Genomic DNA, 22902 nt, shown 5'->3' on the forward strand with positions numbered 1-22902 from the left:
GCAGAAACTCTCTTCACTCCTCCGCCTGCTCCCTCAGGAAGGCGGCAGGTTTTTGCCGGAGTATCGGGATCGACGCTCCGAGGCTGACCACGACGACGAGGAGCATCGTCGACAGGACCATGAGCACGCTCGCGGCGCTCGAGGGTTTGTAGGCCACGTCGAGGGAGTACTTGCACACGATCCAGCCCACCGACTGGGCGAGGACAAGCGCGATGACACCGCTGATCAAGCCGAGCATGAGACCCTCCAGGGAAAACACCGCAAGGACGAAGCGTCCCCGCGCGCCGAGGATCGTGAAAAAGACCGCCTCCTGGATCCGCGCGTAACGGGTGGCGAAGACCGAGCTGATGATGATGAGGACGCCGGCGACGACGCTGAAGAAGGTGAAGAAGCGGACGATGGAAGAAAGCCGGTCCATGACCCGGGCAAAGACGGCGACCGTTTCGGTCACGTCGATGACGGTCACGTTCGGGAAGCGGGCCACGATGCGGTTCTGGAGCGGGGCGATCCGGTCCCGGTCAACGCGAACGGCGGTGAAGAATGTCTGGGGCGCGTCCTTCAGCGCCTGCTCCGGGAAGACGAAGTAGAAGAACGGCTGCAGCGAGGTTCTTGTCCTCGTCCGGATGCTCGATATCCTGGCTGCCAGCGGTATTCCCTGGATGCGGAAGGTGATGGTGTCGCCGACCTTCATGTTCCGCATGGAGAGGACGGTGTCGAGGACCGACACCTGGACCCCGGGCCAGTCATCCAGGAAAAGCGCCTTCCCGGAGACGATCCGTTCGTCCTCCAGCAGGTGGCCCCGCCAGGTAAGATTGAACTCGCGGGCAAGGTTGTCCCCCCGCTTCCGACGCTCCTGTTCCGCGTCGATCGGCTCGCCGTTCACCTCCAGAATGGTGCTCCGCACAACGGGGAAGTAGGTGGTCTCGATACCGAGTTCCCGGGCAAAGGCGTCCTTCTGCCCCGGCTGAATATCGATGAAGAAGAGGTTGGGCGAATCAGGAGGATAGGAGCGGACAAAGGTCTCATCCAGGTTCTGCTCGACGAGCGTGATGGAAAAGATCACGGCCAGGGAGGCGGTCAGGGTGACGATGATCGACCGCGTGGCGTTCCGGGGGCGAAAAAGCCCCCTCATGGCCTGCCGGAGGACAAGGTTCTTCGCGGGCAGCCTCCTCACGATCCGGAGGACCCCCTCGGCGCATAAAAATGCGACCACAATGAGCATCCCCACGCCGAAGACGAAGTAGAGGCCGGTCTTCACCTCCCGCACCCGCCACAGGACCATCGCGACAAAGAAGATGGCGCCGGCAGCGCCCGTGAGCCACGCAGGCCTGCGCTGCGTGCTGCCTTGCTCCTCCTTGCCGAAGATGGACCGCGGCTTCACCTCCTTCAACCGGTCCAGGGGCAGGAACGTGAAAAGGGCCACTACGAACAAGCCGAGCATAAGCCCCTCTGCCATCGCGCCGGAGGAAATGGTCAGTTCCAGATTGGCGGGGAGGAGTCCCCGAAACAGGCCGGGGAGCGCCCTCTGGAGCAGAAAGCTCGCACCAATGCCCAGGAATGTCCCGCCGAGGCCCAGCACCAGAACGACCGTGAAATAGTGCCCGATGATGAAGCGGCTCTTCGCCCCGAGCGCTTTCATCACGGCGATGGTCCGCTCCTGATCCTTCAGGAACGCGGTCAGCGAGCTCTGGATGCCGACGCCTGCGAGCAGCAGCGTGAATATGCCGATCAAGTTCAGGAAGAAGAGAAAATTGTCAAAGAACCGCTTCACTCCGGAATCAGCGGTCTGATAGGTTTCGACCCGTTCCCGGTCCTTGAGCGCCGCGCTTCGGAGCTCTCCCGCGACCCGGTCCAGATCCTTCCGGTCCCGTACGCGGGCGAGAATATCGTAATCGACGCGGCTCCCCTTTCCGATGAGGTCGAGCGAGGCAAGGTCCGAGGCGGCCACGAAGACCCGGGGGCCGAGGGCAAAGAAGTTCACCGGCCTGTCGGGTTCCACGGTCACCACGTCGCGGACCGTGAGCATGGCGCTCCCCACCCGGAGACGGTCGCCGATACGGAGGTGGAGGCGGTCAAGGAGAGCCTGCTCCACGACAACACCTCCCCGGGTCAGCACCTCAGGGAACGATCGTCCCGATGCAAGCTCGACCCTGCCGTAGAACGGGTAGCCCGGCTCCGCGACCTTCAGGTCCGCCAAGAGCGAGGCATCGCCCTTTGCCGTCCGCACCACCGAATAGAAGCGATAGACGCGTGCGCTTTCGATCGACCCCAGCCGCTCCAGCCTGTTCACGGCCTTCAGGAGGGGGAGCGAGAACGGCGCGTGGGCCTGGATGATGATGTCCGCGGCATGGAGCGCGCGAGCGTCCCTCAGGAACGACGCGTGGACACTTCCGCTGAAGCCGCTCAGTGAAACCAGGGTTACTATGGAGAGGATCACGCAGAGAACGAATACAACGGACTGGTGCAGGGCTCCCGTGATCTGGCGGCGGACAAGGTGTCGGCTACGCATGGACGATCCCCGCGTCGATCCTGCCGTCCCGCAGGGTCACGACCCGGTCCGCGGTCGCGGCGATGTCCCGGCTGTGCGTTACGAGCACCAGGGTGGCTCGCCGTTCACGATGGAGCTCATTGAGCAGCTCAAGCACGGCCTTGCCGTTGAGGGAATCAAGATTGCCCGTGGGCTCGTCAGCGAAGATGATCCGGGGATCGTTTATGAGGGCCCGGCAGATGGCGCAGCGCTGTTTTTCGCCGCCGGAAAGCTGGTGGGGGAAACTTGCGGCCCGCCCCAAAAGACCGACGCGCGCGAGGAGGGTATCCGCCTTCTCCCTCGCCCGGGGGTCTCCGCGGAGCTCTGCCGGAAACATGACGTTCTCGATCGTCGTCAGGGAAGGGACCAGGTGGAAGGACTGGAAGATGAATCCGAAAAAAACGTTCCTGAGCGGCGCAAGCTCGTCCTCGGGGAGGTTGGTGATGTCCCTCCCCTCGACCAGGACCCTGCCGCGATCGGTGCTGTCGAGCCCCGAGAGGATGGAGAGCAGCGTCGATTTGCCGCTGCCGCTCTCGCCCTGGACGACGAGGAACTCGCCGGCGGCGACGGCAAGGGAGACATCATTCAGCACCGTGATCGTCGCGCTGCCGATGGGGTAGGTCTTCGTGATGCCGCGTGCTTCGAGGATGGTCATGAGAGCTCCGCAGTCTCGCTGATTGGTGAGCCCGGCTGATCGCGGATAGGAAGGGCGAGGACGTGTCTATCGCTGGCTACAGGATGAGCGAGGAAGGTGCCTGGTGAGGGACGGGATCACTTCCCGATCTTCCGCAGCTTTTCTTTTGCCAGGTCCGCCTCTTTCGAGCCGGGGTATTCCTTGATGACCCTGTTCAGCCATTCGCGGGCCTTGGCGGCATTGTTCTCGTTGAGGTAGGAGTATCCGATCTTGAGCTTGGCGCCGGGCACCTTGTCGCTCTTCGGGTGGCTCTTGATGACTTTCGCGAAGGCGTCGATGGCGCTGCCGAAGTCCTTCTTGGCATAGTAGCATTCGCCCACCCAGTACTGGGCCTTGTCGACCTGGCTGGTATCCGGGAACTGGGTGATGTAGTTCTGGAACCCGGCAAGGGCGAGATCGAAGTTCCCGCTGTTGTAGTCGTTCAACGCCTGCCGGTAGGCCTCGGACGGCTCGAGGGCCCTGGGACCCGCCTTCTTCTCAGCGGTCGCCGTCGCTCCCGTGGCGACGCCCGGGGCTGCCGCGAGCGACTTCAGTTTTGCCTCGAGTTCGTCGATGCGCGCCGTCAGCTCGGCGACCTTGAAGCCCCTGTCATCGACCTTCTGGCCCATGTCGGCGATGCGGAAATTGTTTTCCTCGAGCTTGCCCTGGAGCAGCTGGATGTCCGTCGCGAGCTGGTCCGTCTTGGCGCCGTAGTCGGCCAATGCCTTCTGGACGTCATTGGTGCCCTTGGCGCTGGCATCGACCGCCTCGATCCGCTTCTCAAGCTCCTGCTGTGACTTCTGGAGTTCCTGGATGCGAGACCGGGACGTCCTTACCTCCTCGCGCATTTCCGCAAGGTCCGACCGGGTCTTCACCAGTTCGGCCTGTGGCGCGCAGGCGGCAAGGACAAGGAACAGCATGCTGATGAGTGACAGCCCGATCTTCATAGAACCTTCATAGCTCCTCGTGCCGGCCTCCCGGCACATGCCTGAAACAGAACGGCGTGGCTCCCTGCGGACCCACGCCGTCCCGATCATTGCCTATTGCGCCACGAGGTCGTCCCGTCGGTTCTTCTGCCAGCACTCTTCGGTGCTCGCCGTACAGGCCGGCTTTTCCTTTCCGTAGCTGATCAGCGAGATACGGCTCCCGGCAATGCCCATGTCGGTCAGATATTTCTTCGCGGCTGCGGCGCGGCGCTGGCCGAGCGCCTGGTTGTACTCGATCGTGCCGCGCTCATCGCAGTTCCCCTCGATCTTGATCTTGACCTTCGGGTTCGCCTTGAGCCATTCGGCATTCGCCTTCATGACGGGCCGCGCATCCTCGCGGATGAAGGACTTGTCGAAATCAAAATACACGGGCTCCAGTCCCTTCGCCGATGCCGCGGCGCGTTCCTCTGCCTTGGGCTTTGCTTCCTCCGCCTTCGGTTCCGCAGGCTTTGCCTGCTCCGGCGCGGCGGGCTGTACTTCCTTCTGCGCCTCCGGCGTGGCGGTCACCTCCGCCTTCTTCGGACATCCCCAAAAAGCGAACGTGCTGACAAGCAGGATAATGACGAACAACGTTGATCTTCCGGTCTTCATGATGCTCCTCCTTACGCGGTTTTGATGTTGGTCTGGAAGTGTGAAAAAAAGAAAAGGCTGCGGGGCACTGCGCTTGAATCCAACCATAGCACACGTGTTTTCGCTTGTCAACGGGAAAGGCTTTTGATTGCCGTGCATGGCCCCGCCTTGCAAAAAATACGAGGAGAGAACAAGCTTTTTGTGAGCATTCCCCGGTCACGATCGCCGGAGGTCATCGACACGGAACGGGTTGACAGCGGCGTGCTACCACTCGTTCCAATGGACCCGGGAAGCATCGTAGCGGTCCTCGCCGCGCCTGATTTCCGCCGGGAATCCGATCGGGACGAGCGAGAAGGGCATGATCGCGTCGGGGAGGCGGAGCAGTTTCCTGAGATTCGCCATGCGGTCCTCCGTGGGATAAACGCCGCACCAGACCGCGCCGAGCCCCTTCGCATGGGCCGCGATCAGGATATTCTCCGTCGCAGCCGAGCAGTCAAGCGCCAGGCAGCCCTTTTGCTTTTCCAGCGACAGGTCAGCGCAGACCAGGATGGCGGCCGAGGCCTGCTTCAGCATGGCCGAATAGGGGTGGAACTTCGGGATCTCGTCCAGGACCCGCCGTTCCGTCAGGACGATGAAATGCCAGGGTCTCTCGTTCCCCGCCGAGGGAGCGTTCATGGCCGCCTGCAGGACCTCGTACACTGACTCCCTCGCCACCGGCTTGTTCGTATACTGGCGGATGCTTCTCCGGGAAAGAATTGCGCTCATTGCATCCATGTCGTCCACCTCCTCTTGTCGGGACCCCGTCATCCTCATATCGACCCCGGCTTCGTGGCGAGAACGTCAGGTTTCCAGGAAGCACTGCGGGTCATCGGCCAGGAAATCATCCCCGCCCCGGGAGCGGGACCAGGCATAGGCGATCGCCCGGCACCCCCGGCAGCGGGCCCAGCGGGGGCAGGCCCCGCATTTTCCCCGGTACCTGCTCCGGTCGCGCAGCGCTTCGAGCACGGGCGATGCGGCCCAGACCTCGCGCAGCGAGTCCCTGCGGATATTCCCGAGGGACAGGGGCAGACGCCTGCAGGGCAGGATGTTTCCGTTCGACTGGATCGTCAGGCCAGCCAGGCCCGCGGCGCATCCGCCCGCGATCGTGTCCCCGGCGTCCCCGCTCACGCGGTCCCTTTTGCGGAGCTGCGCGGCCACGGGATCGCCGGTCACGATCTCCACGCCGGCCAGCTCCCGGGAAAGGAGCGAGGAATAGAGCGGGGCCAGTTCCTCCCGCGTGAGCATCTCGCTGACCATCGTCCTCCCCCTGCCTGAGGGCACGAGACGCGAAAAGCCGATCCGCCTCACGCCTGCATGAGAACCGTAGGCGATCAGCTTTTTCATATGGTCTGCGTTCAGCCGGGAGAGCGTCACATTCAGCGTGACTGGGATGCCGCAGTCCACGAGCCGTTCGACGCCGGCGGCCGACGCGGCAAAACTTCCGGCTCCGCGGATGGCGTCATGAACGTCCTCGGGCCCCTCCATGCTCACCTGCACGCCGTCCACGCCCAGCCCGGCGAGCGCCTCGGCTCGCGCGCGGTCCACGAGCGTGCCGTTCGTGAGCAGGAAAAGCTCGAAGCCGCGGTTCTTCGCTTCCTTCAGTACGTCGAAGAGATCATGCCGGAGGAAGGGTTCTCCGCCCGTGATGTTCATGCTGGGCCGGAAGCTGATCCCGTACGTATCGGACCATTCCCGGATCATGTCCGACGCTTCGGCGATGGCCCGGGTTATTTCGGGAAGCGGCATCTCATCGGCGCTCCGTTCTCCCTGGTAACAGTGCCGGCACCAGAGATTGCATTTCTCCGTCAGATGCCATTGCAGGAAGAATTCAAAAGGTTGTCCGTTGGTCGCCATAATGAGAGAAAAAAATGATGACGAATGAGGGGATGCGAATAAATTACCCGGCGGGTAAGACAAGACGGCTGCGGACTCCTGCTGAAGTCCTGCCTTACCCGCCGCTCTGCGTGTGGTTGCTGACCAGCAACGTTAGCTCTTTCAGCCCTTTCATTTGTGGCATACCGTGCCAGGATTCATTTTCGCCAGTTCCTTCAGTGCGCTCCAGTAAGCCGCCTCTTTTTCCAGCGCCTTTGCGTTCACGGGTTTTTTCATCCTGACTCACCTCCTTTCACTGTCGAATAATCTCAATCATAGCACAAACTGCATGGAGACCGGACACCCGCCATTTATTCCTTTTTCACAACGACGCCCGTCAGCGCTTCGGCGGCCCCGCGGTCGAGCATCCAGATCAGGCTCCCTCGGAACGGTCTCACCAGGCCCGCCGGACGGCCCTTCGGGTTCCCGTCTTCCAGCACCTCGTGCACGATACGGGCCTTGGATTCTCCGGCTACGAGGAAGATCACCTGTTCCGCCGCGTTCAGCACAGGGAGCGTGAGCGTCACGCGGCCTGGCGCCGGCCGGGCACGGAGGACCGGCAGTGCCAGCCGTGTTCGCTCGCGGAGCGATGCGGAGCCGGGGAAGAGCGAGGCCGTGTGGCCGTCCTGACCGGTTCCCAGGAGCACCAGGTCGAAGGCGGGTATCGCGGGTCCGAAGAACGCTGAGAGCTCCCCCTCGTATTGCCGGGCAGCATCGCCTGGCTCTGCCTCTCCCCGTATCCGGTGCACATTCCCGGCAGGGATCTGCGCCTTTGAAAGGAACGTTTCGTTCGCGAGCCGGTAATTGCTGTCGTTGTGGTCGGGCGGAACACAGCGTTCGTCCGCCCAGAAGACATGCATGTGCTGCCAGGGCAGCGCCTCCCGGTACGGTGAGGCCGCAAGCAGGGAGTAGAGATGCCGCGGCGTGGAGCCCCCGGAGAGGGCGGCCGCGAAACGGCCGCGGGAGGCGACCGCCTGACGGGCGATCGAAAAAATAAGCTCTGCGGCCGCACTGCTCATCGCGGCCAGGTCGGGATATACCCGGATGTCGGTCAGTGTTGCCCGGGTCACAGCGGCCTCCAGAAACGCCCGTCACCTTCGATCATGCGGCGCGCCTCGTCCGGGCCGTCGGAGCCCGCGGGATAGACCGGGATGGCGGCGCGGGTGTCCGACGCGATCGCGTCGAGCAGCGGCATGAGCGTCGACCATGCCAGCTCCACGCTGTCTTCGCGCATGAACAGCATGTGATCGCCGAGCATGCAGTCAAGGAGCACCCACTCGTATGCGTCGAGCAGCACTCCCCGCGGGTAGGAGTAGGTCATCTGAACGGGGCTCAGGCAGACCTTGGTCCCAGGCTGTTTTGACTGGAACGTGAGGCTCATGCCTTCGTCGGGCTGGATCATGAGCACGATCGTGTTCGCCGCGATGGGGCCCGTCACGGAATCCGGGAACATGGAAAAGGGGACGTCCCTGAAGTGGATGGATATTTCCGTCTTCCGTGCGGCCAGCCGCTTGCCGGACCGAAGGTAAAAAGGGACGCCGTGCCATCGCCAGTTGTCGACGAAGAGCTTCATGGCGGCGAACGTCGGCGTGCGGGAGTCACGGGAGACGCCCTCCTCCTCACGGTACCCGGGCACCGCCCGACCGTTGAACCTGCCGGGCCCGTACTGCCCGATCACGACCTGCTCGAGCAGCTGTTCCCGCGGGGCGCGCCTGAGGGAGCGCAGGACCTTGGCCTTCTCATCGTGCACCTGCTCGGCGATGAATCGTGAGGGAGGCTCCATGGCCGTCAGGCACAGAAGCTGGTACATGTGGTTCTGGAACATGTCGCGGATGATGCCCGCCTGCTCGTAATAGCCCGCGCGGTGCTCGACGCCCAGGGTCTCCGCGGCCGTGATCTGGATGTGGTCCAGGTAACGCTGGTTCCAGAGCGGTTCGAAGATGGCGTTGGCGAAGCGGAACATCAGGATGTTCTGGACCGTTTCCTTCGCCAGGTAGTGGTCGATGCGAAAGATCTGGCTTTCCTTGAAATAGGTGTGTACCAGCTGGTTCAACTTCCGTGCGGAGGCGAGGTCGTGGCCGAAGGGCTTCTCGATTACGACGTGACTGCATCCCGCGTCCTGGCGGGAAAGCCCGGCCCGCCCAAGATTGTTGATCACGGCTTCGAACACCTGGGGGGGTATGGCCAGATAAAAGATACGGTTCCCCCGGGTCTGATGCTTCTGCTCCAGCGCGGGAAGGATATTCACGAGGTCGGCGGTATAGGACCTGAGGTCTCCGTAATCAAAGGTGGAGTAATAAACGTGAGCCTGGAACCCGTCCCAGACCGCTTGATCGAAGTCCGCCGGAAAGGCCTCCCTGACCGCATCCTGTACGATAGCCCGGAAGCTCCCGGTCGAGTACTCGACGCGGCTCGTCCCGAGGATCAGAAAGTTGTCCGCCAGCATCTGGTGCTTATAGAGACGGTACAGGGACGGGAACAGCTTCCGTTTCGCCAGGTCGCCGGACGCTCCGAAGATGATGAGCGCGGCCGGGGGTGTCACCTCGATCTCGCACTCGGGTGCGATGACGCGGTACTCCGCAACGCGGCCGCCCGAACCGTTGCGGCCCCTGTTCTCTTGAGAGAGGGGATCACCCATGCCTAGGCCGTCTTCCGCTCTGCCGTCCCGATCAGCGCCTTCCAATCGGCGGAGAATTTTTCCATGCCCATGTCCGTCAGGGGATGGCGGATGTCATAGTCCTGCCAGGGTCTATCCAGGCTTATCTCCCGGTACGGAATGGGCCTCAGGGCTCCGGCGCCGTAGCGATAGTCCGGCCGCGGCAGGGGCATCCCCTGCTCTCCCCAGGCCCTCAACACCCCGTAAGGCACGGTGATGATGTCCGATCCGAGCATGAGCGCGTACAGAAGATGGTCGGGACTCCGCACGCTCGCGGTCAGCACCTCCACATGGCCGTCTCCCTGCTTGTACAGGGCCATGATATTGGCGATCACTTCCATGCCGTTCTCGCCTCGATCATCGAGCCTGCCCACAAATGGGGAGACAAAGACCTGGCCCTTGGCCGCCCCCCGGGTCGCCGCGTAGACGGCCGCTGCCTGCTCTTCGGAAAAGCAGAGGGTCATGTTCACGCGCATCCCTTCCTTCACCGCCCGCTGCGCCGCCGCGAGGCCTTCTTTCGAAGTAGGGAATTTGACATGCGCGTTCGGTATCCAGGAGAACATCTCCCTGCCCTGTCTCAGCATGGAATCCGCCGATGTCACCGCGTCCCCATAGACCTCGACGGACACCGATCCCCGGGGGATCAGGTCAGAGATCGCACGGACGACGCCCCGGTAGAAATCGAGAACCTCCTGCTCCTCGAACTTCAGACCCTGATCGAGCCGTCTGCGGGCCTCGGGGTTCTTCGCGATGAGCGTCGGGTTCGTGGTCTGTCCGTCGAGAAAGCCCAGGAGGCTCATGATCTTGTCGGTTTCGGCGGGATCCCCGCCGTCCAGGAATATGCGTGTCTTCAGATCTGCGGGTCTCATCATTATCACCATCCTTTCTGAAGATTCCAGACACAAAAAACACCTGCCGGACACCATCCCTTGCCCGCGCTCGCACTTTCCCTGCGCGAGGAGAGGCCAAAACAGTCCCGGTGCCTGGCTCATTATTTCTTGGCCGCCTCATGCCCGCCGAACTGGTGCCGGAGGGCCGAGATGATCTTGCCGGTATAGCTCGGCTCCTTCTGAGAACGGAGCCGGAATTCGAGGGAGCCCTCAATGATCGGAACCGCGATAGCCACCTCCTTTGCAGCCTCGACGGTCCACATGCCCTCGCCGCTCTGCGCAGCTGAGCCGGAAATGTCCTTCAGTTCGGGGCCGAATTGGCGGTAAGCCTCCTGGAGCCAGCCCACAAGGCGCGATTCAATCACGCTCCGGTGATCGTAGAGGTCGGCGACAACCGCCAGGTCCAGGTTGAAGGGCGACCTCTTCAGGACCGTAAATCCCTCGGCCAGGGCCTGCATCATGCCGTACTCGATGCCGTTGTGCACCATCTTCACGAAATGACCCGCGCCGGCCGGTCCCAGGTACGCGTATCCCTTCGCCACGGACAGATCGCGGAACAACTGCTCCAGCTTTTCAAACACCCCGCGCTTCCCGCCGACCATGATGCAGGCGCCCGTCCTCGCGCCTTTCGGCCCGCCGCTCACGCCGGCATCGAGAAAGTCGATGCCTTTTCGCTCCAGTTCCGCTGCCCGCCGTTCTGATTCTTTATACGGAGAATTGCCGCCGTCGATCACCCTGTCTCCCCTGGCGAGCAACGGAACAAGCTCCGCGAGAACGGCATCAACTGCCTGATAGGGGACCATGATCCAGACCAGCCGGGGCACCGGCAAGGCCTGCACCATGTCCTGGAGAGAGTCAGCCGGCCGGGCGCCCTCTTTTGCAATGGCCTTCACGCTCTCAGGACTCCGGTCGTAAGCCACGACCTCGTGCCCTTTCTCCAGCAATCGTTGCACCATGTTGAAGCCCATTTTGCCGAGACCGATATAGCCCAGTTTCATCGTCAACCTTTCTTCGAGCACTCTTTCTCGATCTCCGCCACCTTGCCCACGCGCCGAACATGCCGTTCAGCCCCGGAAAAGGAAGCCGTAAGGAACGTGCGGGCGATCTCCTTGGCCAGTTCGGGGCCGACAACGCGGGCGCCGAGGCACAACACATTCATGTCGTCGTCTTCAACGCCCTGGTGCGCCGAGAAGGTATCGTGGCAAAGGCCCGCGCGGATGCCGGGGAATTTGTTCGCGGCAACGCTCGCGCCCACGCCGCTGCCGCAGATCAGGATCCCGCGCTCGGCCCTGTGCTCCAGCAGGGACAGGGCGATGGCACGCGCAAAATCGGGGTAGTCTACCGACTGTTCATCATGCGTGCCGAGGTCCTGAACGACATGCCCCTGCTCCGCGAGATAGGCGGCCAGAACGTTCTTGAGTTGATACCCGCCGTGGTCGGCGGCGATCGCGATCACCATTTCGCCCGCCTTTCTTCTCTTTCCGGCGTGTACCGCAATACCCTGATGCTTCGGCCCCTGCTCTACTCAGCTTCAGAGCCCGGGAATTAGAATATAAAAATCATAGCACAACAGGTCGCCAAGTCAAGACAGGGAGGTTGCGTTGTAAAGATACGTACTAAGGAGTATGAACCGGGGAAACGTTGCGGGATGGTGGACCCGAGCGCGGGGCCGCGCTCTCATCACGGCACCGATTACGGCTCAGGAAGGGCGCCAGGCAGCCAGGTCCGCAGCGTCTTCGAAGGGCGCCGCGCAGGCGCTGCCCGTGCAGGGGATGACTCGCCCGTTGTCCGGTCCGTACCTGGCCGTGGAGAAAGAGCGCACGGCCGCAGCCCGTGCTTCCTTCGCGAGCGCGCTCATGGCGCTGCTTTCGATTGTCAGCGTTGCCTGGTGGAAATATCCGGAAAGGGCGCAGAGATACGTTCCGCCGTGGACGCCCAGGCTGCGGGCCGTACCTGCAAAGACGCGCAGGCCGCGCCCTGCCTCGCGCAGGTATTCATCCTTTCCGGTGATCAGCGACAGTTTGAGCAGCGCCGCGATGGCCACGGCATTTGCGGACGCATGCGGCACGTCCTCGACGCGCTTCATTCTCGTGCCCAGGACATCCTCCTCCGTATCGAAAAACCCGCCGGCCTCGCGGTCCAGGAACTTTTCCCTGGCCTCGGCCATGACCGTCTCTGCGAGCTTGAGATGGCGCCGGTCTCCCGTTGCCTCATAGCCCGCGAGCAGGGCATCGACCAGATGCACATGATCGTCAAGCAGGCCTCTCACGCCCGGACTGTGTTCCAGATTGCCGCCCGCCCAGCGCTCCCGCAGGACCCGGTCCAGCCCCCGGACGGCGCGGTCCCGCAGGGTCTCCCCGCCCAGCACCAGGAAGGCGCGGAAGTAGGCCGCGATCATCATGCCGTTCAAAGAGGTATAAAGCGTCCGGTCGATGAACGGCGCCTCCCTGGTCATCCGTTTCGCGAGCAGGTCCGCCCTGGCATGCGCGATCGCGGTTGCAACGGCCTCGCGCGGCATCCGGAGCTCCTCCGCGATCTCCGCGGCTGTGGCGGTGACAGCCAGCACCCTCCGTGATGGATCGTGGTGCATGACGCCGCGGGGATGGAGCAGGTGACGGACGATGATCTCGTATTCCTGCGGTCCGAGGACCTCCCTCAGTTCAGCTTCGCTCCACGTGAAGTAGCCGCCTTCGTCCTCGGGTGTGACATCGGCGTCCTGACTTGCGAAGAACCCGCCCTCCGGGTCGGCGAGCTCACGATTCACGAAATCGATGATCCCTTGGGCGGTGTCCCGGAATGAATCTTCCCCGAATAGGGCATAGGCATCCGTGAAATTCCGCAGGAGTCCCGCATTGTCGTCAGCCATCTTTTCGAAATGCGGTATGATCCAAGCGTCATCGACGGAATACCGGTGAAAGCCGCCGCCGAGCTGGTCATGAAATCCGCCGCGCGCCATGGCGAGCAGGGTCTTCCGGGCCGCATCCCCTGCTTCGCGGCTGCCCTGCAGCGAGTACCTGCGGAGCAGGAACTCGACGGCGCCCGGCATCGGGAACTTGGGGCTCGTCCCGAACCCCCCGTTCTGCTGATCGTAGAATGAAAGCGCTTCCGCTTCGGCCCTGGCGAGGAATCCCTCCTCCAGTTCTTCGGGCAGCAGGCGATCCGGCTGAAGGGCGTCCATGACCGACGCTGCGTATGCTGCGGCATCCGCTTTCCTGGTCCGGAAAAAATCACTGACCGCGATGAGCACCTTCCTGAAACCGGCCCGCCCTTGGCGGTCTTCCGGAGGAAAGTAGGTCCCGCCGAAGAAGGGTTTCTTCTCCGGCGTCAGGAAAACGCTCAAGGGCCACCCCGAGCCGCCGCCCATTGCCGCCACAGCCTGTTGATATCTGCGGTCGATATCGGGCCGCTCGTCCCGGTCCAGCTTGATGCAGATAAACGACTCGTTCAGGAGAATCGCGATCGCTTCATCCTCGAAGCTCTCGCGGGCCATCACGTGGCACCAGTGGCACCACACCGCGCCCGAGCTGAGGAACACCGGTTTGTCCTCGCGGCGGGCGGCCTTGAACGCCTCTTCCGACCACGGATACCAGTGGATATTCTGATGAGCCGCGTGTTTGAGATAGGCCGAATGCTGTCCTGCCAGTCTGTTCATGGTCTGCCTCCGGAGGACGGGAGCGCTCCGTTCAGAACGTCGCGGGGTCCTCGGCGGGAAGCACCGCTTCGTCGAAGGGCATGACGCCGAGCTGCTGCATCAGCAGCTCGATGCCGGCAAGCAGCGGCCGGTAATCGTAGCCGTTCAGATCGCTGTCAAGCGCTGTTTCCGTAAGCCGGTCGAAAGCGGTGAAATCGAAGGCGCCGTCGACCACGCCGCTTCTGACGAGCACGGAATACAGCGTCCGCTCGTCGTGTATGTTTTCTCCGGGCATGACGGCAAGAGCGTTCCCCCCGTGCGTCGCCGCATAGAAATCCATGGCCGCGGACACGGCGTCGTAGAGGGTCACGATCCCCGCGGAGATCTTGCCCTGCCGGAGCCTTCGCTTTCCTCCCCGGATGTGCAGCCGCGCCCGCTGGAGCGGTCCTTCCACCGGACCCAGACGTTGTTCTTCCATTAATCCCGCGTGGGGCATGGCATGCCTCCGGAGGTCCGGGCGCTGAATGAGGAGCGGAGAACTCCTCTTATTGCCGGGACGGACCCCTGTTTTCATTATAGCACCGCGGCCACGGGCGGACACCTCCGCTGCCGCACCGGCCGACGGCGTCCGGGGGAACAGACTGAGGCGGGCAGCGCGGTCGAACCGGCCTTCGGCAGGCTCCCCTCGTGACGGAGTTGCTGCCGGGACTGGAACACCGTGAAGACTTTACGAAGACGGTATCGGTTACGAATGAATTCTACGCACGCTGGATAGAATATATTTATGAACATCAATTCCTTTGGCGCTGATTTGCACTGAAAAAACAGGAAGCATCATGATTTTTCACAGCTCTTTAATCAGCCGTTATCAGTGTCAGGGGTTGTTGTCGTTACTCTTGTGCCAGCTTGTCGGGTTAAGGAAGGAACCGGCAGGACGCGGTGGGGCGCTGTTCTTGAGAACGAGAATGGGCGGCTGTGCGAACGAGGTAGAACGGCGGGAATCAGGGCACGGGACGTGAGCGACGTCAGGGCGACCACGCGGGCGAGGTATAGTTGGCGTCATTCGGGGTGAGCCGTTCCAGCTCGCTGCCGTCGGCGTTCATCAGGTAGATGTTGAACCTTCCCTCGCGGCTCGAGCTGAAGACGATCTTCCTGCCCGTCGGCGACCAGGAGGGGTTCTCGTCATTGCCGGGGCCCTGCGTGATGATCCGGAAGTCCGACCCGTCGGGGTTTACCGTCGCGATCTTGAAAAGCCCGCGGACCTGCGATACGAACACGATGCGGTCGCCGCGGGGCGACCAGTTCGGCGAAGCGTTGTACTGGCCCTCGAAGGTTATCCGGCGGACATCGGTGCCGTCGCTGTTCATGACGTAAACCTGGGGCGTCCCCGCCCTGCCCGAGGTGAAGGCGATCTCCCTTCCGTTCGGAGCCCAGGCGGGAGACACGTTGTCATAGGCCCCGTAGGTCATCCGCTCCAGGTCGTCGCCGTACCGGTCCATGGTGTAGATCTCGGCGGAGCCGTCCTTGCTCAGCGCCACGGCCAGACGCTTGCCGTTCGGCGACCAGGCGGGCGATATGTTCAGGCCCTCGTTCCCCGAGATCTTCCACCGCCGGCCCGTTTCCATGTCGAGACCGAAAAGGTCAGGGTTACGGTCGCGGTAGGAGACATAGGCCAGCACCTCGCCGTCGGGGCTCCAGGCCGGGGAGAGGCAGATGGAGTGGTCGGCCGTGAGCTTCATGGGATTCTGGCCGTCGTAGTCCATGACAAAGAGTTCCTTGTTCCTCGTCTTGTCCGACACGTAGGCGATGCGCGTCTTCGCGATGCCCTTCTCGCCGGTGTACCGGGTCACGATCTCGTCGGCGAAGCTGTGGATCATGCGCCGGAAGGTCTCCTCGTTGCCGAAATAGTCCTTTCCCGTCATTTTCAGGGCCGAGGCCGCGTCATAGAGCCGGCCGCTGAGCAGGAGTTCGCCGCTTTTCTTCCGCAAAGAGGCCCACACGACGCCGGCCACCCCGAATGTCGCGGCCCGCTTCAGGACCGCCTCGGGCGGCTCGGCCTGCGCCGGATGAGGGAGGTCGAGCTTCTCCGGGTCCATGACCTCGAAGATCTGGGATCGGCGGAGATCCGCCTGAAGGATGTCGATCGCGAGGGTCCTCAGCTTCGGGCTGCCCGAGTCGTTCACGATATCGATGACGACGATAGGGATCTTCCGGGTCTCGCCCCGGATCACGCCGAGATAGTACTGGGCCGCGCAGGGCTCTGCCGCAAGCAGACAGATCGTTATGACCGCTATGAGACGTTTCAACATATGCAGAGAAGACCGGGGCAGGATGAACGCTCTTTCCGACCCGGCACCTTTTATTTTTCCTTCTCCATCAGATCGACGCTGAACAGTTCGAAATCCCTGTAGAAGCCCTCGGGAAGGGGCGGAAAGGGGCTCGACGAGAGGATGGCGCGGTAAGCGGCCTGGTCAAAATAAAAGTTCCCGCTCGATGCGATCAGCTTCACATCGCCCACCCTGCCCGAACGGAGGACCGTGAACTGGACCTTGACCGCCGTGTCAGCGGACCCGGGCGGCGGGTTCCAGTTCAGGCTGATGCGCTCACGCACCCTGTCCACATAGGGCTGGAACTCCGGCTTGAAGCCTTCAGGTGCGGCCACTGCCACGCCTTCCGCTTTGGCAACCTGTCCCGTTGTTCCCGCCTTGCCTGCCGAGGTCGGACCGGGCGACTGCACTGCAGGCTTTTCAACCGGCCGTTCAGGCTCGGCCTTCTCCTGCTTCTGCTTCAGCTTCGTATTCGCCAGTTCGGGCATGGCGCCGGGGTTCGGCTTCGCCGGGGCGCTGAGTTCCCGCGCCGGCGCCTGTTTTGTCTGAGGAGCGTGTTGTGCCGGGGAGGGTGGCAGCACAGGAGCGGGTTCCGACAACGGCTGCGAGGGCGATGATGCCGCCTGTTGCGCTTCGGAGGGAAGTCCCACAAGCTTCACGTTGTAATACGCAGGGACGGAGATCCTGGTTGGCCCCGCGGTGTACAGGAGGACAGCCGCGGAAAACGCGATGGCGTGCAGCGTGAAGGAAAAGATCGCGGCCAGGTACAGTTCATGGCCGGACTGACCGATCCTCTTCCCCGAGGACAGCTTCATTTGCCGCTCTCACCTCCGGCGGACTCGGTCACCATGCCGAGCTTGTCGATCCCGGCGCGCTTCACGACGTCCATGACCTGCACTACGGCCCCGTAAGGAGCGTCCCGGTCGGCGCGCAGGTAGACGTTGATCTGCGGCTTGGACTTCCTGATCGAGTCCAGGACTCCCTTCAGCCTCGAGATGTCCACGCGCTCCTTCTCCACGAAGACCTCCTGCGCCCGGGTCACCGTGAGCACGATGCGGTCCTCGGGCTTCACCGTGTTCGACTCGGACTTGGGCAGCTTCACGTCCAGCCCGCGGCTCATCATGGGCGAGACGATCATGTAAAAGAAGAGAATCGTGAGCAGCACGTCGATCAGGGGAACCAGGTTGATCTCGCGGATGATGTGACGTTCGCGGCGCTCGAAGCTCATGACTTCCTCCTGAGCAGGTGGCGCTCCGCGTAGCTCAGGAACTCCATGGAGAATGAATCGCACCGGTTCGCGATGTCATGGATCTTGTCGGCGAAATAGTTGTAGGCGATCACGGCCGGGATGGCCACGAACAGGCCGGAAATGGTGTTGATGAGCGCCGCGGCGAGGCCCGGCGCCAGCGCGGCGATGTCGCCGGCGCCCTTCAGGCCGATGCCGTAGAAGGCGTCCATGATGCCCCAGACCGTGCCGAAGAGACCGAGCAGCGGCCCCACGGTGCCGGTCGTGCCGAGGAACGCCAGGTAGCGCTCCATGTACCCGATCTCGTCCTGGGTCACGATCTTGAGCGACCGTTCGATGTCCTGCGAGATGAGCGGCCGCTCCTCCTCGGTCACCTTCCCCTCGGGCAGCGCCTTGACGATGGCCTCGGTCTCGCGCACGCCCTCGATGAACAGCGTGGCGAGGGGGCTGTACTTCTTCGACTCGGCGTGCTGCGTCAGATCGTCGAGGTTCCTGGTCTTCCGGAACGCGGCGAGGAAGGCATGGGACTCCTTCTCGGCCCTGCGCAGGAACTGGTATTTCAGCAGGATCATTGCCCAGGAGACGACCGAAAATCCCAGCAGGATGATGACGATCCCGCGGGCGATCCATCCGGTCTCGAGGAACAGGCCGAGGACCCCCATTCCCATGCCGGGTACGGCAGCGATAGCGAACATGATGATACCTCCGTAATCAATGGTAAGTGGTAAATTGAAGATTTGAAATGGTAACTGTTATGGTTCCCGGGCTGGCAAGGTTCCCTCCGGCCTTCACAGAACGCCCAGAACCTTCCCCATTTCGCTCACGTCGTAGCCGCCCATTGCGATGATCTCCTCGCGGAAACCCTTGTCGCCGCGGATGATCCCGAACAGCGCCTGCACCATCGGCGTTTCGTAGAACTCCTGCGGCACCGCGAGATCATACCGTTCCTGCGCCACGGGGATGAAGTCGAGGCCGAGCGCCTGGGCAGCCGAGAGCACCGCAAGCCCGGTATCCGCCGCGCCGGAGGCGACCGCTGCCGCGACGGCCATATGGGTAAATTCCTCGTGATGATACCCTTTTACGGTATTCGGGTCAATCTTCAATTTCCTGAGCGAGAGGTCCGTCAGGAGCCGCGTGCCGGCCCCGGCCTGGCGGTTCACGAACACCACGTCCGGCCGCACAAGATCCTCGAACCCCCTGATGCCTTTGGGGTTGCCCTTCGGCACAATGAAGCCCTGGGTCCGGTGCACGAGGTTCACGAGGACGGTCCGCGTATCGGGAAGCAGTTTCCTGATGTAGCTGACATTGTACTCGCCGGTCTCCTCGTCGAGCAGATGGGTGCCCGCCACATGGGCCTCGCCCCGCTTGATGGCGAGGAGGCCGCCCATGCTTCCCACGTGGGCCGAGGACAGGGTCAGCTCGGGATGTTTTTTCTTCAGATAATTGCCGAGCACGTCCAGCGCGTTGTCGTGCGATCCGATGCAGACGATCGTATTCCGGATATCGCCGCCCGTCCGCAGGAGCTCGACGCCGATCTCCTGCCCGGCGGCGATCCCTTCGCTCATCGCGGGGACCCGGATGATGCCGTCGGCCCGCACCAGCGACATGAGCGCGCCGGCACCGCGCGTGACCGGCGTGGCGATGAGGTTGCCGGCAACGCTGCCCAGCTTCACCCGGATGAACTCCTCCTGGCCGAGGGAGGAGGCCACCTGCCTGCTGAGCCGTGCCGTGACCGTCTCCGCCTCGGGCGCTTTGAGCCCCTGCAGGGCATAGATCAGCGGCTTGACGAAGAGTGCGAAGGTGAGCGCGGCGGACACGGGGTAGCCGGGGATGCCGATCACCGGCTTGCCCTGCACGATCGCGAGGATGACCGGTTTGCCGGGCTTGATCGAGACGCCGTGCACCAGGACCCGGCCGAGCCCGGCAAGCACATCGGCGGTGAAGTCCTCCCTGCCCGCGGATGAGCCGGCGTTGATCACCACGAGGTCCGAGTCCGCGAGCGCACCGAGGACCGTTTTCGCGAGCAGGGCCGCTTCGTCCCTGACGATGCCCGTCCGGACGGCGCGGGCGCCGCATTCCGCGGCCATGGCGGAGAGCATGGTCGAATTGAAGTCGATGATATCTCCCTTTTTCAGTTCACTTCCCGGCTCCACCAGCTCCGTTCCCGTGGGGATGACCGCGACGACGGGCCTGCGGCGCGCCATGACCGTGGTATGGCCGCTCGCGATCATGGCGGCCATGTCAACGGGCCGGATGACATGGTTCTCGGGGATGATGAGCTCCGTGGCGACGATGTCCTCGCCCACGAGGCGCACGTGCTGCCACGGGGTGGCCGGCTTCAGGATCTCGATCTCCGCTTCGGACGTCTTCTCCACGTCCTCGATCATGATCACGGCATCGAACCCGTCGGGAAGGGGATCGCCCGTGTCTACGGCGACCGACTGCTCCGGCACGGCAAGCCGCCTGGGCCTGGTCTCCCCTGCGCCGAAGGTGTCAATGAACCGGACGGCATAGCCGTCCATGGCCGCGGAATGGTAGAAGGGCGACGAGATCTTCGCGATCACCGCCTCGGACGTGACCCGGCCGGGGGCATCGGCCACGGGGATGCGCTCGCCCGCGAGCGGCGAGACGATGTGCGCCGCTGTCAGCGCGTCGCTGTATTTCCTGATCGCCTCGGCAAGGGGCTCGTTGGAGAGATATTTTTTTTGTTTGAATGCCATTGGAGTGTCCGTTTTGCGCCAAGGCTTCGCGTCCTCTCCGGTGAACTGCCCGGCGGTCCTTCCCGGCGGCCGCGCGTAAAGAGGAACCTAGAACAGCCGTACGTCCACGTCTTCTCCCGCCTCGATCCCGATGGTGTTGACCGGAACCACGACCGTGCCCAGAGCTTTAACCAATGTGCTGATCAGTCCGGACGCACCGAATACCGGCCTCGCCCAGAGCCCGTCGTCCTTTTTTTCCAGCGTGACGCGGACGTGGTCCTCGCGGCCGGGGCTCGACGCGATGCTGCGCGCCAGTTTTGCCCGTACGACGCGGTAGGGAGATACCCCTTCGAGCGAGGGATGCACGACCTCCCCGCTCAACCGGACGAGGGCCGGCTTTACGAACAGATCGAAGCAGATGGAGACCGCAACGGGATGACCGGGCAGGCCGAATACCGGCACCTGTCCGCGCGGCGTTCCGACAATGCCGATGATCAGGGGCTTCCCCGGTCTGATCGATATGCCATGCACCATCACGCCCGGCATCCCCGCGCTGTTGATAACCTTTGCCGTGAGGTCCGCCGTGCCGATCGAGCTGCCCCCGGTCATCAGCACGAGGCTGCTGTCCTTGACCGCGCCCTGGAGCGTTTCCGACAGACGGTCCTCCTCGTCGCGGATGATGCCCTTCTTGACGGGCATGCCGCCGGACTGCTCGATCAGGCCTTCGAGGGCGTAGGAGTTGGTATCGCGGATCTGGCCGGGTCCGGGGGTGGTGTCCGCGGGAACGACCTCGTTTCCGGTGGATATGATCGCGACCTTCGGTTTTTCAAAGACACTGACGGCGGTAATGCCCATGCCAGCCAGCGCAGCCATGTCCTGCGGCCGGATGCGGCGGCCGCGGGCAAGGATGGACTCGCCCTTCCTGACGTCGTCGCCGATCTGGATCACGTTCTCGAGCGGTCCAACAGGCTTCACCACCTCGATGCTGGCTGCGTCCACCGGCTGGGTCTGCTCGAACATCACGACCGCATCGGCACCCGCGGGCAAGGCTCCCCCCGTGGCGATCTTCATGGCCTCGCCCTTTGCGATGCCGCTTCCGGGCATGGTTCCCATCAGAATGTCGCCAATGACCGTCAAGAGAGCCGGCCGGGACTCGGCCGCGCCGAAGGTGTCCGCGCTCCTGACCGCATAGCCATCCATGGTCGAACGGTTGAAATCCGGAAGGTCTGACGGGGAAATGATATTCGAGGCGAGGACGCGGCCGAGGGAAGAACTGAGGGAGATCTGCTCGGCCGGGAGAACAGGAACGACGAAATGCTCGTCCAGGACCTTGAGCGCGTCCTCACGGGAAACCACGCCGCTCCTGCCCAGCATGTCCTTGATGGTCATCAAAACTCCCATGAAAATAAATTCCAGAGCAGAGGCACGGCAAGAAGATAAACGGTATATGATGAATGAACGCGGCGTGAAAAAAAGGCACGATGCAGATCCTTAAAACCTTATTCATCGCGCAAAGCCGCACAGGCGCAAAGGGTAACTTGAAAACAATTTCGGAAGCCTTTTTGCTTTTTCTTCGTGGCACCGTGGCTTCGCGTGAGACAAAGGCTTTTCCCTGCGCCTGCATCCCGTTGTCTCTGGGGTCACTGGTTTTTTACATTGCTATTTTCCTTCTGCCTTCGTCTTGATCTTGCGTACGTAGGACGCCGTCCGCATGCCGGCCACGGCCCCTTCGCCGGCCGCGGAAACGATCTGCATGCCGCCGCAGGTGCAGTCGCCCGCCGCGAAGACGCCCTCGAGGTTCATCCGCTGGTGCTTGTCCACGATCAGGCAGCCACGGTCGTCGGAAAGACCGCCGGCGCGCAGGATGAGCTGCGAGATAGGCGTGGAGCCCATGGCGATGAAGACCCCTTCGAGGGGGAGCACCCGTTCCTCCGTGTTCTGCGATATCTTCAGTCCCGTAACCAGTTCATCGCCGACGACGGAATGGACCTTCGAGACCGGAAGGATCTCCACGTTCTGCTTTGACCTGAGCCGGTTCATGACGGCGTTCACGATATCGAGCTCCTTGGGCGGCACGATGGTCACCTTGTCCGCGAGCTCGGCGAGGTGGAGCGCCTCCTCTGCCGCCTCGTCGTCCGAGCCGACCACGGCCACCTTCCTGCCCTTGAAGAAGTTCCCGTCGCAGGTGGCGCAGTAGGAGACTCCCTTGCCGAGGAACTCCTTGGCGCCGGGCACCTCGAGCTTCTTCCGGGCCACCCCGATCGATATGATCACGGCATGGCCCTCATAGACCTCGTCGCGGGTGCGCACGCGCTTGACCTCGCCCTTGAGCTCCATGTCCACCACTTCCACGGGATAGACGATGGTGGCGCCGAACTTCTCCGCCTGCTTGGCCATGATCTGCGTCAGGTCCATGCCGTTGATGGTCTCGTAGCCGGGATAATTTTCGATATGGGCGATCTTCGCCGTGTACCCCCCGACGAAGTCCTTCTCGAGCACGATGCATTTCTGGCCGGCCCTGCCCAGGTACAGCGCGGCCGTGAGGCCCGCCGGGCCCGAACCGATGATGATGGTGTCATAGAATTGCGGCATGATTGTCCTCCTCGTTGCGGGTGGTCACGTATTGTATCCGAGAGCACTGCTCAAGTCAATGATTGTCTGGTGGGCTCCGCACCTTGTATTATGGCCGGAAATGCGGTAAACTTTACATAAAGTAGCATATTTTGCCGGGCCACCGCCTTCCGGTTCGCGTCCTGCCTTCCCGGCAAAATAATGAATAATTCATG

The 22902-nt window shown here is 62.8% G+C and carries 20 protein-coding genes; all 20 read right to left on the reverse strand.

Features of this window, described 5'->3' with window-relative positions; all coding sequences use genetic code 11:
- Window positions 1-13: 13 nt before the first annotated feature.
- The 20 genes from VL197_13715 to VL197_13810 all read right to left on the reverse strand — a co-directional run bounded on the left by VL197_13715 (window position 14) and on the right by VL197_13810 (window position 22708).
- Complete coding sequence (locus tag VL197_13715) at window positions 14-2509, reverse strand: FtsX-like permease family protein (GenBank protein ID HUJ19034.1); 2496 nt, start codon at window positions 2507-2509, stop codon at window positions 14-16.
- On the reverse strand, window positions 2502-3182 hold the full coding sequence (locus VL197_13720) for an ABC transporter ATP-binding protein (GenBank protein ID HUJ19035.1): 681 nt from the start codon (window positions 3180-3182) through the stop codon (window positions 2502-2504). Before VL197_13720 ends, VL197_13715 begins: the two co-directional genes overlap by 8 nt.
- Before the next feature lie 116 nt (window positions 3183-3298).
- Window positions 3299-4147, reverse strand: a complete 849-nt coding sequence (gene ybgF, locus VL197_13725) for a tol-pal system protein YbgF (protein HUJ19036.1) — start codon at window positions 4145-4147, stop codon at window positions 3299-3301.
- 93 nt (window positions 4148-4240) lie between these two features.
- Window positions 4241-4777 carry a peptidoglycan-associated lipoprotein Pal gene (gene pal, locus VL197_13730; protein HUJ19037.1) on the reverse strand — a complete coding sequence of 179 codons (537 nt, stop codon included), beginning with the start codon at window positions 4775-4777 and terminating at the stop codon, window positions 4241-4243.
- A gap of 243 nt (window positions 4778-5020) precedes the next feature.
- Window positions 5021-5530 carry a nitroreductase family protein gene (locus VL197_13735; protein HUJ19038.1) on the reverse strand — a complete coding sequence of 170 codons (510 nt, stop codon included), beginning with the start codon at window positions 5528-5530 and terminating at the stop codon, window positions 5021-5023.
- 66 nt (window positions 5531-5596) lie between these two features.
- Window positions 5597-6649: a radical SAM protein gene (locus VL197_13740; GenBank protein HUJ19039.1), complete on the reverse strand. Its 1053-nt coding sequence runs from the start codon at window positions 6647-6649 to the stop codon at window positions 5597-5599.
- A gap of 329 nt (window positions 6650-6978) precedes the next feature.
- On the reverse strand, window positions 6979-7737 hold the full coding sequence (gene pgl, locus VL197_13745; protein HUJ19040.1) for a 6-phosphogluconolactonase: 759 nt from the start codon (window positions 7735-7737) through the stop codon (window positions 6979-6981).
- On the reverse strand, window positions 7734-9305 hold the full coding sequence (zwf, locus tag VL197_13750) for a glucose-6-phosphate dehydrogenase (GenBank protein HUJ19041.1): 1572 nt from the start codon (window positions 9303-9305) through the stop codon (window positions 7734-7736). The genes pgl and zwf overlap by 4 nt, the downstream gene beginning before the upstream one ends.
- Before the next feature lie 2 nt (window positions 9306-9307).
- A complete protein-coding gene (locus VL197_13755; GenBank protein HUJ19042.1) occupies window positions 9308-10195 on the reverse strand; it encodes a transaldolase family protein in 888 nt (295 codons plus the stop codon).
- Window positions 10196-10314: 119 nt separating this feature from the next.
- Entirely contained in the window at window positions 10315-11211 is an 897-nt protein-coding gene (gene gnd / locus VL197_13760) for a decarboxylating 6-phosphogluconate dehydrogenase (protein HUJ19043.1), read from the reverse strand.
- A gap of 2 nt (window positions 11212-11213) precedes the next feature.
- Window positions 11214-11672 (reverse strand): ribose 5-phosphate isomerase B, encoded by a 459-nt coding sequence (rpiB, locus tag VL197_13765; protein ID HUJ19044.1) that lies wholly within the window; start codon window positions 11670-11672, stop codon window positions 11214-11216.
- Window positions 11673-11912: 240 nt separating this feature from the next.
- Window positions 11913-13865, reverse strand: coding sequence for a thioredoxin domain-containing protein (locus tag VL197_13770; GenBank protein ID HUJ19045.1), 1953 nt, complete (start codon window positions 13863-13865; stop codon window positions 11913-11915).
- 31 nt (window positions 13866-13896) lie between these two features.
- Window positions 13897-14340, reverse strand: a complete 444-nt coding sequence (locus tag VL197_13775; protein ID HUJ19046.1) for a hypothetical protein — start codon at window positions 14338-14340, stop codon at window positions 13897-13899.
- Window positions 14341-14869: 529 nt separating this feature from the next.
- Window positions 14870-16153 carry a Tol-Pal system beta propeller repeat protein TolB gene (tolB, locus tag VL197_13780; GenBank protein ID HUJ19047.1) on the reverse strand — a complete coding sequence of 428 codons (1284 nt, stop codon included), beginning with the start codon at window positions 16151-16153 and terminating at the stop codon, window positions 14870-14872.
- A 50-nt stretch (window positions 16154-16203) separates the two neighbouring features.
- Window positions 16204-16986, reverse strand: coding sequence for a TonB family protein (locus VL197_13785; protein ID HUJ19048.1), 783 nt, complete (start codon window positions 16984-16986; stop codon window positions 16204-16206).
- Window positions 16983-17399: a biopolymer transporter ExbD gene (locus VL197_13790; GenBank protein HUJ19049.1), complete on the reverse strand. Its 417-nt coding sequence runs from the start codon at window positions 17397-17399 to the stop codon at window positions 16983-16985. The genes VL197_13785 and VL197_13790 overlap by 4 nt, the downstream gene beginning before the upstream one ends.
- Window positions 17396-18112: a MotA/TolQ/ExbB proton channel family protein gene (locus VL197_13795; protein HUJ19050.1), complete on the reverse strand. Its 717-nt coding sequence runs from the start codon at window positions 18110-18112 to the stop codon at window positions 17396-17398. Before VL197_13795 ends, VL197_13790 begins: the two co-directional genes overlap by 4 nt.
- Window positions 18113-18205: 93 nt before the next feature.
- Window positions 18206-20137 (reverse strand): molybdopterin biosynthesis protein, encoded by a 1932-nt coding sequence (locus VL197_13800; GenBank protein ID HUJ19051.1) that lies wholly within the window; start codon window positions 20135-20137, stop codon window positions 18206-18208.
- Between the two features lie 87 nt (window positions 20138-20224).
- Window positions 20225-21505 (reverse strand): gephyrin-like molybdotransferase Glp, encoded by a 1281-nt coding sequence (glp, locus tag VL197_13805; GenBank protein HUJ19052.1) that lies wholly within the window; start codon window positions 21503-21505, stop codon window positions 20225-20227.
- 270 nt (window positions 21506-21775) lie between these two features.
- Entirely contained in the window at window positions 21776-22708 is a 933-nt protein-coding gene (locus VL197_13810; GenBank protein ID HUJ19053.1) for an FAD-dependent oxidoreductase, read from the reverse strand.
- Between the last annotated feature and the right edge of the window lie 194 nt (window positions 22709-22902).

The organism is Nitrospirota bacterium (assembly GCA_035516965.1).
Lineage (GTDB): Bacteria > Nitrospirota > UBA9217 > UBA9217 > UBA9217 > MHEA01.